This is a genomic window from Ureibacillus sp. FSL K6-0165, assembly GCF_038004285.1.
GTDB lineage: Bacteria > Bacillota > Bacilli > Bacillales_A > Planococcaceae > Ureibacillus > Ureibacillus thermosphaericus.
Genome location: NZ_JBBOQS010000001.1, coordinates 2,078,437 through 2,093,963, shown reverse-complemented (window position 1 = coordinate 2,093,963; position 15,527 = coordinate 2,078,437). Strand labels below are relative to the sequence as shown.

At 34.5% G+C, this 15,527-nt stretch carries 10 protein-coding genes; 6 read left to right on the top strand and 4 right to left on the bottom strand.

Annotated features, from left to right (window positions below):
- The first annotated feature begins 53 nt into the window (after window positions 1-53).
- From leuB to leuD, 3 genes are read left to right on the top strand one after another with little or no spacing between them, the layout of a single operon-like run.
- Entirely contained in the window at window positions 54-1,151 is a 1,098-nt protein-coding gene (gene leuB / locus NST00_RS10380) for a 3-isopropylmalate dehydrogenase (protein WP_016838068.1), read from the top strand.
- A gap of 15 nt (window positions 1,152-1,166) precedes the next feature.
- Complete coding sequence (leuC, locus tag NST00_RS10375; RefSeq protein ID WP_340709939.1) at window positions 1,167-2,579, top strand: 3-isopropylmalate dehydratase large subunit; 1,413 nt, start codon at window positions 1,167-1,169, stop codon at window positions 2,577-2,579.
- Between the two features lie 18 nt (window positions 2,580-2,597).
- Window positions 2,598-3,191 (top strand): 3-isopropylmalate dehydratase small subunit, encoded by a 594-nt coding sequence (leuD, locus tag NST00_RS10370; RefSeq protein WP_016838070.1) that lies wholly within the window; start codon window positions 2,598-2,600, stop codon window positions 3,189-3,191.
- A 335-nt stretch (window positions 3,192-3,526) separates the two neighbouring features.
- Here leuD and NST00_RS10365 read toward each other — a convergent pair whose 3' ends face one another.
- Window positions 3,527-4,546 (bottom strand): C39 family peptidase, encoded by a 1,020-nt coding sequence (locus NST00_RS10365; RefSeq protein WP_016838071.1) that lies wholly within the window; start codon window positions 4,544-4,546, stop codon window positions 3,527-3,529.
- Between the two features lie 268 nt (window positions 4,547-4,814).
- Here NST00_RS10365 and NST00_RS10360 point away from each other — a divergent pair, with 268 nt between their 5' ends.
- Window positions 4,815-6,656, top strand: a complete 1,842-nt coding sequence (locus tag NST00_RS10360) for a dynamin family protein (RefSeq protein WP_168412117.1) — start codon at window positions 4,815-4,817, stop codon at window positions 6,654-6,656.
- 173 nt (window positions 6,657-6,829) lie between these two features.
- Here the strand turns inward: NST00_RS10360 and yfkAB are convergent, their stop codons facing one another.
- Together yfkAB and NST00_RS10350 are read right to left on the bottom strand one after the other, a co-directional pair.
- Complete coding sequence (gene yfkAB, locus NST00_RS10355; RefSeq protein ID WP_016838073.1) at window positions 6,830-7,942, bottom strand: radical SAM/CxCxxxxC motif protein YfkAB; 1,113 nt, start codon at window positions 7,940-7,942, stop codon at window positions 6,830-6,832.
- A 135-nt stretch (window positions 7,943-8,077) separates the two neighbouring features.
- A complete protein-coding gene (locus NST00_RS10350) occupies window positions 8,078-9,994 on the bottom strand; it encodes a right-handed parallel beta-helix repeat-containing protein (RefSeq protein ID WP_016838074.1) in 1,917 nt (638 codons plus the stop codon).
- A 332-nt stretch (window positions 9,995-10,326) separates the two neighbouring features.
- On the opposite strand from NST00_RS10350, the gene NST00_RS10345 reads away from it, so the two are divergent.
- Window positions 10,327-10,881 carry a hypothetical protein gene (locus tag NST00_RS10345; RefSeq protein WP_016838075.1) on the top strand — a complete coding sequence of 185 codons (555 nt, stop codon included), beginning with the start codon at window positions 10,327-10,329 and terminating at the stop codon, window positions 10,879-10,881.
- A gap of 303 nt (window positions 10,882-11,184) precedes the next feature.
- The gene (acnA, locus tag NST00_RS10340) at window positions 11,185-13,896 is read left to right on the top strand and encodes an aconitate hydratase AcnA (RefSeq protein WP_339288486.1); all 2,712 of its coding nucleotides are present in this window, start codon (window positions 11,185-11,187) and stop codon (window positions 13,894-13,896) included.
- A gap of 485 nt (window positions 13,897-14,381) precedes the next feature.
- Here the strand turns inward: acnA and NST00_RS10335 are convergent, their stop codons facing one another.
- Window positions 14,382-15,362: a diaminopimelate dehydrogenase gene (locus NST00_RS10335; protein WP_016838077.1), complete on the bottom strand. Its 981-nt coding sequence runs from the start codon at window positions 15,360-15,362 to the stop codon at window positions 14,382-14,384.
- Window positions 15,363-15,527 lie beyond the last annotated feature (165 nt).

Sequence of the window (15,527 nt, the reverse complement as noted above, 5' to 3'; positions counted from 1 at the left end):
CATTGGGTTTTCCTTTACTCTTTAAATCTCTTTATAGAAAGGTGTTTTATAACATGGAAAAGAAAATTACGGTTCTTCCTGGTGATGGTATTGGTCCTGAAGTCGTTGCAGCAGCTGTTCGGGTACTTCAAGCTATCGGGAAAAGATATAAACATGACTTTCAATTAGCTTATGCATCAATCGGAGGATCTGCGATTGATCAATTTAACACTCCACTTCCAGAAGATACGATTGAACTTTGTAAACAAAGCGATGCTATTTTACTTGGTGCTGTAGGTGGTCCGAAATGGGATAACAATCCTCCTGAATTAAGACCAGAAAAAGGATTATTGCAAATTCGCAAAACCTTTGACTTATTTGCAAATTTGCGACCTGTAAAAGCTTTTCCAAGTTTACTTGATTCATCTCCTTTGAAAAGAGAAGTTGCAGATAATGTTGATTTATTGATTGTCCGTGAATTAACTGGGGGAATATACTTCGGAGAAAAGAAACGTACAGAATCAGAAGCAAGTGACTTAAGTATATATACTCGTAAAGAAATTGAACGAATTGTAGATAATGCATTTGAACTTGCAAAATTAAGACGAGGTAAACTTTGCTCGGTAGATAAAGCAAATGTTCTTGAAACATCACGTTTATGGCGTGAAGTGGTTGAGGAGAAAAAGCATCAATATCCAGAAGTTGAAGTGGAACATAACTTAGTAGACTCCGTTGCCATGAAGCTTATCACAAATCCAAGCCATTATGATGTCGTTGTTACGGATAATATGTTTGGAGATATTTTAAGCGATGAGGCATCTGTTATTACCGGATCATTAGGGGTGCTACCATCTGCATCCATCCGGGGAGATTCTTTTGGTCTATACGAGCCGGTTCACGGATCCGCTCCTGAAATCGCAGGTTTAGGTATTGCAAATCCAGCAGCAGCGATTCTTTCAGTGGCAATGATGCTTCAATATTCCTTTGGTTTAAAAGAAGAAGCTGCAGAGATTGAACGTGCAGTAAATGCTGTATTCGAAGATGGTTACTTCACAATGGATTTAGCGAAGGATAAAGAACATGCTTTAACAACTGATGAATGGACTGACAAAGTCATCGCTGAAATCGATACAAGTTTTGTAGCTGATAGTATCATGGAATCATATATTTAAAGGTTGGTGGTTAAGATGGCGAAAAATATTATTGAAAAAGTTTGGGAATCACATGTTGTACATCGAGAAGAAGGGAAACCAGATTTATTATATATCGATCTTCACTTAATACATGAAGTAACTTCTCCACAAGCCTTTGAAGGATTAAGACTTGCTGGTCGAAAAGTTCGTCGTCCAGATTTATGTTTTGCAACGATGGATCACAATGTCCCTACGAAAGATATTTATACAATCAATGACCCTATTGCGAAAAAACAAATTAACACATTAGCAAAAAACTGTGAAGAATTTGGAATTCAACTCGCTGATATCGGCCATCCAGATCAAGGAATTGTTCATGTAATCGGACCTGAACTAGGTTTGACACAACCAGGGAAAACAATCGTTTGCGGCGACTCCCATACTTCCACACATGGTGCGTTTGGCGCATTAGCATTTGGTATCGGTACTTCAGAAGTAGAACATGTTCTTTCAACTCAAACATTATGGCAAAATAAACCAAAAACTTTGGAAGTTCGTGTAAATGGAAAACTAGGTTTTGGTGTCACTGCAAAAGATATCATATTAGCCATTATTGCAAAATGGGGAGTTGGCTTAGGTACAGGTCATATTATTGAATTTACAGGGGAAGCCATCCGTAATCTTTCAATGGAAGAGCGCATGACAATCTGTAATATGTCCATTGAAGCTGGAGCAAAAGCAGGATTAATCTCACCTGACGAAAAAACGATTGAGTATTTACGTGGTCGTCGTTTTGCACCGAAAGAAGAATTTGAAAAAGCAGCTGAATACTGGTTAAGTTTAGCATCTGACCCAGGATGCACCTATGATAAAGTTCTTGAAATTGATGCAAGTAAAATCGAACCGGTTGTAACTTGGGGTACAAATCCATCGATGGGTACAGGTGTAACAAAAAATGTACCGACTGCAGATGATTACGAATCCGAAACAGATAAGCAAGCTTTAAGAAAAGCACTAGAATATATGGGATTAGAAGAAGGGCAACCAATTACATCCATTGAAATTCAGCACGTCTTTATCGGTTCTTGTACAAATTCCCGTTTATCAGATTTGCGCACAGCAGCGAGCATTGTAAAAGGGAAGAAAGTGGCACCGGGCGTTCGAGCAATCGTTGTTCCAGGTTCTCACTCAGTGAAAAAAGCTGCTGAAGCAGAAGGCTTAGATAAAATCTTTATTGAAGCTGGTTTTGAATGGCGCAATTCCGGATGTTCCGCTTGTCTTGGCATGAACGAAGACATCATTCCATCAGGAGAACGTTGTGCATCCACTTCCAACCGAAACTTTGAAGGGCGTCAAGGAGCTGGAGCACGTACGCACTTAGTCAGTCCAGCAATGGCAGCAGCTGCTGCAATCGAAGGTCGTTTCGTCGATGTCCGAGAATATTTGAAACAAAAACAAGAAGCATAGTTGAAAGGCGGGTTAAAAATGGAGCCAATTAATATCATCAAAAGTGTCATAGCACCATTGGATCGAAAAAATGTTGATACAGATCAAATCATTTCAAAGGAATTTTTAAAACGTATTGAACGTACTGGATTTGGTAAATATTTGTTTTACCATTGGCGTTACGACGAAAATGGAAATGAAATTTCAGACTTCGTATTAAATAAACCCGAATATAAAGAAGCAAAAATTCTAGTAGCACAGGATAACTTTGGTTGTGGTTCGTCCCGGGAACACGCACCATGGGCGATATTGGATTACGGATTTAGAGTGATTATCGCTCCAAGCTTTGCAGATATTTTCCATAACAACTGCTTCAAAAATGGAATTTTGCCTGTTAAATTAAAAGAAGTAGAAGTGGACGAAATATTGGAGAAAGGACTCCAAAAACCTTATATAGTGGAAGTAAATCTATCTGAACAAACTGTCACAGGGGAAGATGGAGCAGTTTACCACTTTAACATCGACCCATACTACAAAGAAATGTTGTTAAATGGTTGGGATGAAATTGCTTTAACATTTAAATATGAAGATAAAATTAAAGAATATGAAGAAAAACGAATTGTATTTAAATAAATTTATTAAAAAAGGGCGTCATTTCGGACGCTCTTTTTAATGTAATAAAATACGGTTGAGAATTGTTCTTAAAAAGCTCTAATAAATACACTATATATTCTCGTTTAAACCGTTTATATATTGTCATCAGTCTTTAATGCAGGAGTTTTATCTCGAAAATTTTTCTAATTAATTATATTGATTAATAAGGAAGTGGAAAGTTTTGTTGGCATCCAAAAAACTTCACTATTGGTGTAATTTAAAAAAATGATGCGGCTCCAAAAAAGAGACCGCATAAAACTTCATCTTGTGAATTTTTGTCTCAAATGAGAAAATTCATGAAAGTGCTACAATCGCTACAATATTACCAATGCATGGGAACCTAACTGTTTATAAGTACGGAAAAATGTTTTTTCATCAATTTTCTCGATACCTGTTAATGGATTCATAATCGTCACTTTTCCATTTTGATAACCAGTCAACACTACTGCATGTAAATTCTTATAAACCCCATGCTTTTGATTTGTTCCTTCAATTACCCAATGACTAAATTTGCGTGGTTCTTTCCAATCGATTGTTACCCATGTTAATACAGGAACACCAGATTTAACATAGTCAATTAGTTCTTGTTTCGTGGCATTCGTTATATCTAATGCTCGGAATTCCAAATTGTTTTCTGCTAATACTTTATTTGCAACATCTACCAATGGTGGAGCATATACATAATAACCGCCATCTTTTTCTTTCGGATCCCCAGCATAAGCTTTATTTGGATCTGGCCCATATGTGACGCCATTTTTTGTATATACTTTTGATTTAGGTAAATATTCATTCATTTGAAGCTTATCCATTTTGATGCCATAGTAATTTAAAATGGCAGTCAATGATGTAATTTCACAACCGTTTGGTAATTCAGGATTTTGCAGTACCACTGGCACCTTTAAACTGTCTTTAGGTGAAACATTGAACGTTTCAATTTGTATAATTGGTTTTGAAGGATTAAATACAATACTTTCTCGAGATTGCTCCATCCATTCTCCATGATCCGTAATGCGATAAATAACAATATCATAAAGTACTTCGGGAAATACTTGCTCAAAATGAACCATTCCGTTTTGGTCAACAATTCCTCGCTCAATCTCTTGCTTTGTTTCAAAATCAAATAATGCAACCCCTAATTTGGCCACGCTTTCTTTGCTAGAAAATTCCACCGTTTGAACCGTCAACACTTCTTGTGATTCCATAGAAAGCTGCATTGGGCTATATTGTTGATTGCTCGATAACTTTAATTCTTCACTCTCAATCATACTTCCACAACCAGTTAGTAATGCGATGGACATACCGAATAAAATTGCTGATTGATTTTTTATCTTCATGATGCCACCTCTAATGTAATTCTCAAAAAACGTTATCGCTTTTTTACTATTAATTCCTAAGCGTATTTTCCTACAAAACTTTATATTATTTTTACATTTATCAAAAAAAAAATACTAACATTTCTGTTTTTCCAAAAAACGAATAAGTTCAAATGACTAATTTGTAAAAAAACCGTGAGCATCTTTTCTTATTTTCACTTTAGATACAATTTCCAATAAAAGAAACCATATATAATTATACTATATAAAAGGATAAAGGATTGATTCGATGATTGGAAAAAATAGTTTTTTAACAAAAACCAATAACGGATTCACTGAGAAATTAAAAACACTTTCTTCAAAAGTAGAAAAAAATGCGTATATAAAATATACTTCCAATAAATTAAAACAACTGATTGAAGATGCTGAATCTCCATATATCGTATTATTTATTGGTAAGGAAAAAGCAGGAAAAACTTCACTAATCAATGCACTCATTGGTAGAAATATACTGCCTGAAGGAAACAGAACGCATGTAAATACTTTGATTCGGTACGGAAAAAAAGAAAGAATAAAGGCAATATTTGTAGATGGAACAATTGTTCATTTCGATATGAAACATTTACATCTATTCATTGATACAAATACACTTGTTGGGGATATTCTCCGAAAATATTTGAGTTATATAGAGATTTATATTGACTGTGAAATACTAAAGAACGTCATATTTATTGATTCGGCACCGTTGGAAGCAGGGCAAAAAGGGGATTTATATATATCTGAAACGCTTATACAGCGAGCAGACGATGTGTTTTGGGTATTGAATCATGACACAGTGTTATTACAAGAAGAATTAGATCAATTAAAGAAGATTCATCAAATGGGGAAAAAGCCATTTTTTATTTTGAACACTAGCAAATATGAAGACAAAATTATAGAAGATTTTATCGCATCTGAAAAAAAACGCTACGGTGATTTCGTCGAAGAATTTATTGGTGTTTCCATCCAACAAGCGATGGAGGCAAAAAAATCCCATAATATGCAGCTTTATATTGATAGCCATATTAACGTCTTGCATACTAAAATAAACCATTTATCGAAGCAAAACATAAAAAGGGCTAAAAACATTGCCTTTCGATTTAAACAGTGGATTGAATTATTCGAAAGGGAAGTAAAGTTAATACCGGAACGCGAACCTTATTTGTCCGCTGCAAATTATATGAAAAATCTAGCAACATTCAATAATACGATAGAACGTTCAAGCTATGAAAGAGATTTAAAAATCTTATCTGAATATGAAAAAGAATATGCTCATATTAGCCAAATATTTAAAAATATTCAAACGCTATACCAGTTACTACAAGTTCTTGAATTTGAAAAATATTTAAAAGACGACAGAGTTGATCTATTTGTTACACTTGCAATAAAGTATCATGAAAAAGTGCGAGAATATCGAAAACTTCATAGTGAATATATGCTGGAATATCAATATTTTGAAAAACAAGAAAAGAAGCTTTTACGTAAAAAGTTTGTAAAACCATTAATTCAAGACAATTCTAATGAAATCAATTTATTATTAAAGAAGGCAGAACATCTGAATCAATTACAGTGTAAGTGTAAAGATGCATATAATTCTATTAAAAGACTTGAACTTGATTTACTTAACGATTTATATAATACCCAAGATCATATTAATGATTTAACTCAACAACAACTTGAAAAAATAATGAATAAAGCTCATTTATTAAATAGCAACAGAAAAAAACAGCAGAGGAATATAGAAAAATATGTAAATAAATTAAATGAGTTTCAATGTATACGTGAAATACAAGAATTTCTTCAGCAAGAAATGAAACCATTATTAGAAAATGAATCTTTGCCATATTCACAAGAAGAACTTCATCATGTTTTATCAACAATCGATCATATTTCAAATGTTGATTTTTCAACCGAAGCATTATTATCTAATATTACGATTGACTCAATAGAACAGAATCTCACTATATCTGTAGATTTTGAAGAAAAATATTCATTTTATCCTTTAAATTTAACAGAATCAGATATAGTATCCGAAATTCCTCCAATTCCGATGGCAATCGATTTTCAACAGATTTTGAATTTCGATCATTAATCACAAAATTGTCGGCTGAAAAAGACGGTCCCTTTGTAACTGTGGCGCAACTTTAGTCCAATTTATTTGCGATGAGGATATTAGAAACTTGTTTCGACTACCGCAGAAGCAAAGATTTATGTTCATTAAGTAAAATGGTGTCTAGAAAGCTTTCGACTTTCTAGACACCATTTTTATTTCTTAGCTGAACCACTTTCAAATGTTACATTAGGATAATACATGTTTTTCACAAGCACATTAGGGCCTAAACATTTCACAGCTGGACAATGGCAATTTAATGATTTTGCTAAAGGTGTATCCAACCACTTATCAAAGATTTCTACTAATGAATCTGATTGAATATTTCCAAGAGGAGGAGTGTCACCAAAATCAGTGACAATAACGTCTCCTGTAAAGATATTGACGTTTAAACGAGAACGGCCATCCGGATCATTGCGCAACGTCACATTTTTTGCTTCTTTTAATCGTTTTAACAATGCTAAATCTTCTTCTTTCTTACTGCAATGATAAAACGGAAGTGTACCAAATAGCATCCACGTATTTTCATCTCGAATGTCGAGTAAATGGCGAATGGCATCGCGTGTTTCATCCAATGAAAGACTTGTTAATGACGAAGCGAAATCGGATGGGTACATTGGGTGTATTTCGTGCCTTTTACACTTCATTTCATGAACTACTTGATGATGAATCTGTTCAATGTATGGAACCGTTTTTTTGTTCAACATCGTTTCCGCCGAAACCATGACACCTTGTTCACTTAAAGCGCGAGCATTTTCAATCATACGTTCAAACAATTTCGCTCTCTGTTCATAAGTTGGTTTTCTATCCATCATCGCAAAGCCCGTTTCAACGAATTCATCAATCGTACTCCAATTGTGAGAAATATGGAGCACATCAATATAAGGCGCAATTTCCAAATATCTTTCTAAATCAAGGGTTAAATTCGAATTAATTTGCGTACGAATTCCTCGTTCATGGGCATATTGTAAAATTGGTTTCACATAATGTTGAATTGATTTTTTGCTAAGCATTGGCTCTCCGCCAGTTATACTCAAAGACCTTAATGTTGGAATTTCGTCCAATCGTTTTAACAGTAATTCAAGAGGTAGTGCATCTGGATCTTTTGTTTGTAAAGTGTATCCAACCGCACAATGAGCACAGCGCATATTGCATAAATAAGTTGTTGTAAACTCAATATTCGACAATACAAGTTTTCCGTATTGCATAACATCTAAATAACTTTCCCACGGATCATAATTTGGAGTAATTTTTTCTAAAGTAGTCATATCTTTCGAATCTCTTCCTTTCCAACTAACTATTTTCTCATAGTTTGCTAGTTTCGAAAACTAAAATTGCAGCAAATAGAACATTTTTCATAATATATCAGTAAACATTTAGCTAAACTACAACAAAAAATTCCATCAATAATCGGAATTATTGATGGAACTATTATTTTCGCTATAGTACACATCACCGTATTTATTTTCAACGATGGTTTTGACGATTTCAATTTTTGAATTGTTTAATGCTTGCACATTATAGCGATATTTGTCATTGCGAATAATGCTATTTTCTACATAGATTTTTGATTGATTTTGCGCATGTAAATCTGAATGCGCTCCATCTGTTAATTGCACACTCATGAGCTCTAATATGGATTCGTAATCAATCCAAATTTGAGCTTGTAAATGTTTCGAAATAAAACTTTCTTGAATATACACTTCACTGTGGTTTTGAATAAATAAAGCATTTCGTTTCCCTTGATAAATCTCAGAATTATTCAATATAACGGAACTATCATTGACAACAATTTGAGCTAAATCATGTTGGAAGATTTGACTATGATAGAAAAAGAAGTTTGAATCTTTCAAAACCTTTACTCCATAGGATTTTCCATTATATATTTGGCAATGTTCGAATTTTGCAGTGGAATGATCATTTATTTCAATTTGTACATTCATACTATTATGAAACTTCGTGTGAATTGCGTAAATCTCACAACGATGTAACAGAAATATACTTTTACCACGTTGAAAATCCGAATTGCTTAAATAAATTTTTACCTTTGATTTACATGCAATATGGGGCATTTGGTTGTAATAAAAGTTGCACCCGTCTACTTCCACCAATGAATTTGTCACTGCCAATATTCCGTTTCCGTTATTTTCTGAAATTTCACAGCGGTATACTCTCATGATTCCGCGATCAACATTAATAGCGGAATTGTTGTTTTGCGTAATTTGACATTGGAGGAGCATACACTCAGATTTTTTTTCTACATATATTCCAACGTGTCGGCCATTTACAATTAAACAATCTTTCATAGAACAAAACGACTTTTCGGTGATTGCCACTTGAGCGGATAAATGATCTTTAATAACCGTTTCATTACAATTGACTATAGATTCTTTACTTATTAATAATCCATTTTCATGTCCTGAATGAATTTCACAACGCTCAATTTGCATTTTAGATTTTTTTCTTGCTTGAACATTGATATTATGATGATTTGAAATCTCACAATGGGATAGTGTTCCATCACTATTTTGCAAGATGACACCGCATTCATTTCCATGTTGAATTGTGCATTGCTTTCCATTCAATACACTATTGTCAACAAAGAGTTGAGTAGCATTATGGGAGTAAAGAATGGTTGAATGTAAAAAAACATCTGAAGCTTCTTCGACTACAATTCCAAATCCTTCACCACGTTCAATTGAACTATTAAAATCCATGTATGTTGATCTTTCCACTGAAATTTGTCTTTCTGCGTGATGGTGCAAATGGCATTTCTTTGTTTGCATAAAAGATTGATCTGTGATCCAAAATCCTTTCAAAGCATTTGAACATTCACATGATTCTAAAAAAGCTTTTGAGTTTTTTGCAAAAAGCTGCATTTTTCCATTATGATGAAACTTGCAGTTGATAAATACACCATTACTATTATTTAGGAGTGCGATTCCTACTTCTTTTGCTTTTCTAAAATTGCTATTAACACCTTTTAAATATCCTCCGTTTACTGTAATGAGTACATCCACATTTCCTTCGATGATGCAGTGTTCAAAAATCGCTTCACCCTCAACATATAATTGGGCAGTCGGTGAAACTTTCATTTTTTTAAACGTAATACGAACGTTCTTGGGAATGATAAACATTCCTTCAATAACGGTTTGACCATTCCCATCACCAATGAGTGTCATATCTTTTTCAAATTGAATTGATTCTTTATATTTTTTAGGTAACAGCTGTACTGCTTCACCGTTACTCGCTTTAGCTAATGCACCTTTTAGTGTTTTATATTTTGAAAACATCAAATTGTAAAACAAACGAATTACCATTTAACCCCTCCTAAAAACTTACATATAACTATTCTCACTAAAAAATTGGAATTCTAATCCTTTTTTAATGAAACTAAGTAAAAAAATGATGTCGTTATAAGGGGTCTTCGTTAAAATGGTATAAGGATTTAATTCCTTCTTCAGTAAGGACAGAGGAGTAAAGTGGTCATTTCCTTGAATAAGTGTATAAAAGCCATTTGGGGTTGTGGTGAGAAGTATTGAAATTTAAGTCATAATGGTGAGTACGCTTCATTTTATGAAATGTTAAATTTTTATATTAAAGGTTTTCTCAAATAAGGACGCAATGAAAATTAAAGAAGGGAAGAAAATACATGAGAAGCAGGTTTACAAGGGCGGTATTATTTGCAGCATTAATCATAATTCTGGCCTTTTTGTTCCAACAGATTACAATTCAATTTTCAGGTGAAGGGTTTGACACGCCGCAAGAAGCATTGCCAAAAGATGCAGAGTATGAGTGGATTGAAGGGCCGAAAACAGAAAAAGAACATCGATATTTCTTTTTGTCCAATGGAAACTATTTTGGTACGGGTGTAGTAAAGAAAAATTTGAAAGGATGGTCAAGCGGTAACGGTGTATACGCAAAGCTGCCAAAGCGTTTAAATGAAAATGAAATCACTTCCGCTCATTCTGATGGAAAAATTCTATATGGATTAATAAATAAAGAAGGACAAGTAGAAGTGATCGTAAATGGTGAAAAAGCAACATTGCTCAATCTTTCAACATTACCAAAAGAAACAATTGATTTATATAAGGTAAATGATTATTTCATTTGGTATGTTGATTTGGAAAAACTCCAAGATTCCGAACATTTTCATATAGTAGTCAAAAATGATAAAGATGAAATCTTAAGTGAATTATCAATATAATAACTGACTAGAAATAGGGAATAATTAATAGAAAATCTCTCTTTAATTTTTTTATTGTTAAGTATAAACTATAATTAGCATTATCCAAAATATTCATAGAATTCATGAATGTAGCATTTTTATACACATCGTTGAATTCTTGAATCTTTTGGAATAAAATTTAATTGCCCAAATGGGTCATAAAAATCTCTAATGACAAAACATAATTTTAATGTAATTTACTTATGAAGATAAGTGAGTTATGATTGGTCATGGAGAAAAGAACTAGCAAGCCTTTTCAAAATTTATATAGGGGGATTACATATGACAAAGAGCAACTTACACAACAGTCGTGCTTCTTTTGAGTTAAATGGTAAAACGTATTATTATTACCGTTTAGCTGCTTTAGAAGAAGCAGGCATTGCAAAAGTTTCACGCCTACCTTATTCAATCAAAGTATTATTAGAATCTGTTCTACGTCAATATGATGACTATGTAATCAAAGAAGAACACGTAAATAATCTTGCAAAATGGGCAGAAGGTGCAGATCCAGAAGGAGAAGTACCATTCAAACCTTCTCGCGTAGTTCTACAAGACTTCACTGGAGTACCAGTAGTAGTAGACTTAGCTTCTTTACGTTCTGCTATGAAAGAATTAGGTGGAGACCCATCAAAAATCAATCCAGAAATTCCTGTTGACCTTGTAATTGACCACTCTGTACAAGTTGACAAATACGGTTCTCCAACTGCTTTACAAGCAAACATGGATTTAGAATTTGAACGCAATGCTGAACGTTACAAATTCTTAAAATGGGCTCAAACTGCATTCGATAACTTCCGTGCTGTACCACCTGCAACTGGTATCGTACACCAAGTAAACTTAGAGTATTTAGCACCAGTTATTCACGTTAAAGAAAATGAAGATGGCACATTCGAAGCATTCCCAGATTCAGTAGTTGGTACTGACTCCCACACTACAATGATTAACGGTCTTGGCGTTCTTGGTTGGGGTGTTGGTGGTATCGAAGCTGAAGCTGGTATGCTTGGTCAACCATCTTACTTCACAATTCCAGAAGTTATCGGTGTTAAATTAACTGGTAAACTTCCAAACGGTGCTACTGCAACGGACTTAGCATTAAAAGTAACTCAAGTATTACGTAAACGCGGTGTAGTTGGTAAATTCGTTGAGTTCTTCGGTCCAGGTGTAGCTACATTGCCACTTGCAGACCGTGCAACAATTTCTAACATGGCTCCAGAATATGGTGCAACTTGCGGTTTCTTCGCAATTGACAATGAATCACTAAACTACATGCGTTTAACTGGACGCGATGAAGAACACGTTCAAGTTGTTGAAAAATACTTAAAAGAAAATGATATGTTCTTTGATCCAAACTTCGATCCAGTTTACACAGACGTATTAGAAATCAAATTAGACGAAATCGAACCAAACCTTTCTGGTCCAAAACGTCCACAAGACTTAATCCCGCTTTCTGAAATGAAAAAACGTTATCGTGAAGCGGTTGTAGCTCCAATGGGCGTACAAGGTTTCGGCTTAACAGAAGATGAATTTGCTAAAACTTCAACAATTAAATTTGAAGATGGCGAAGAATTAGAAATGCCTACAGGTGCTGTAGCAATTGCTGCCATCACATCTTGTACAAATACATCAAACCCTTACGTATTAATCGCTGCAGGTCTTGTTGCGAAAAAAGCGGTTGAACTTGGTATTAAACCACCAAGATGGGTAAAAACATCTTTAGCACCTGGTTCTAAAGTTGTAACAGGTTACTTAAAAGATTCTGGTTTACAAGATTACCTTGACCAAATCGGATTCAACACTGTAGGTTACGGATGTACAACATGTATCGGTAACTCTGGTCCATTACTTCCAGAAATCGAAGAAGCAATTAAATCAAAAGACTTATTTGTAACATCTGTTCTTTCTGGTAACCGTAACTTCGAAGGTCGTGTTCATCCATTAGTAAAAGCTAACTACTTAGCATCACCACCACTTGTTGTTGCTTATGCTTTAGCTGGTACTGTAGATATCGACCTACAAAAAGATCCAATTGCGAAAGACAAAGATGGTAAAGATGTTTACTTCAACGACATCTGGCCATCATCTGAAGAAGTATACGGCATCTTAAATAAAGTCGTTACACCTGAATTATTCAAGAAAGAATACGAAACAGTATTCACTGCAAACGAAAAATGGAATGCAATTGAAACATCAACTGAGTCTCTATACACATTTGATGAAAATTCAACTTATATCCAAAACCCACCATTCTTCCAAGGTTTATCTAAAGAACCAGCTCCAATTCAAGAGCTTAAAGGCTTACGCGTAATTGCGAAGTTTGGTGACTCTATTACAACTGACCACATTTCACCAGCTGGTGCAATTGGTAAAGATACACCTGCAGGTAAATACTTACAAGAAAAAGGTGTAGCAATTCGTGACTTCAACTCTTACGGTTCACGCCGTGGTAACCATGAAGTCATGATGCGTGGTACATTTGCAAACATTCGTATCCGCAACCAAGTAGCACCTGGTACAGAAGGTGGATTCACAACTTACTGGCCAACAGGCGAAGTTGAATACATTTATGATGCAGCAATGAAATATCAAGAACAAGGTACTGGCTTAGTAGTTCTTGCTGGCAACGATTACGGTATGGGATCTAGCCGTGACTGGGCTGCAAAAGGTACTTACTTATTAGGTATCAAAACAGTTATCGCACAAAGCTATGAACGTATCCACCGTTCTAACCTAGTAATGATGGGTGTATTACCACTTCAATTCATGCCAGGTGAAAACGCAGATACTCTTGGCTTAACAGGTAGAGAAGAGATCTCTGTAAATATCACTGACGATGTAAAACCTCGTCAAATTTTAACAGTAACTGCTAAATCTGAAGACGGAACAGTGAAAGAATTCCAAGCTTTAGCTCGTTTCGACTCAGAAGTAGAAGTAGACTACTACCGTCATGGCGGTATCCTACAGATGGTATTAAGAAATAAATTGGCTGGTAAATAATTTCTAGCTTAGTAAGCAGGTTGACTTGTTCAACCTGCTTTTTTAATTGACTGTTGGAGAAAGATGCTTTGGCAAATATGTTGTTAAATTCGACTATTATCGCGAAACGTTTGACTATTAATTACTTCACTTTGACTAATATCTTAACTTTCAGCATTTAATTTCAATTAATTGGCTATTAAGTTCATCATGTTGACTATTATTTATAGCAGTTTGACTATTATGAGATTGATTTTGACTATTATCCAATATTTCTGAAACTGTTTTTTTACAGTTGGCAATTATGTTCACAGTTTTGACTATTATCTTTCGTAGAGTGACTATTATGGAGCAAAGGTTGACTAATATCTTAACTCAGAAATAGAAGTAGATAAGTAGGAAAATCACGTCTAAAAAGAGAAGGGGAGGGGTTTTTCAACAAAAAATCATCCAACTACTTCATCGTAGTTGGATGATTAGAGATTAAAAATTTGGTTATCGTAGAATTATAATAGTTCTTTTCTTAAATCTTCTGGAGATTTAGGAGATAGTAAGCCAAATGGAATATCAAACACTGTTTTAGCACCTTTATCTCCATTTTGACTTAATCGATATGCAGCACGTGCATAAGCTACCAGAGCGCTAGAAGTAAACATCGGATTGCTTTCAAGATTCAAACTAAATTCAATAATTTGTTTATGACCTTCGTCGCTTTTACCGCTTCGAATAACAAATCCACCATGAGGCATTCCGCTATGATTCTGCTTTAATTCTTCTTCAGAAATAAAGTGTACAGTTGTATCATATTCATCAAAATAATTTGGCATTGTTTTGATTTCATGCTCTACTTTTGCAGGATCTGCTCCTTCTTCTAATACGACAAAACATTCTCGAGCATGTTTTTCACGTGTTGAAAGTTCAGGATTTTCACCACTGCGCACACGATTTACCGCTTCATCAATAGGAATTGTATATTGTACAGCATTTTTTACACCTTGAATTCGGCGGATTGCATCAGAATGCCCTTGGCTTACACCTTTTCCCCAGAACGTATATGTATTTCCTACAGGTAATACAACTTCACCGAGAAGGCGATTTAAAGAGAATAATCCTGGGTCCCAACCAACTGAAATAATTGCAACTTTTCCGGATTGTTCAGCTGCAGCATTGACAGCATCAAAATAATCAGGAATACGTGCGTGTGTGTCAAAACTATCAATTGTATTAAAATATTGAGCAAAATATGGTCCCTGTTCTGGCAAATCTGTTGCAGAACCACCACATAATATCATCACATCGATTTCATCTTTATAAGATTGTGCATCGTCCACATGAAGAACTTTCACATTTGATTTAACAGCCACTGTTTTTGGATCTCGGCGCGTAAACACCGCCACTAATTCCATATCTGGATTTTGTTGAATCGCCGCTTCTACTCCCCGACCTAAATTTCCGTAACCAACAATCCCAATTCTAATTTTACTCATAACTTCTCCTACCTCCTAAAACAACAAAAAATATATTTTTTATATTACCTCTTTGAACATCATTGTACAATAAATTTTTATACAATTCTTTGCATGAATAATAATCTTATCATTATTGTAATAAAACTATTAAGAAATAATCATTAGGTTTATATAATATTATTA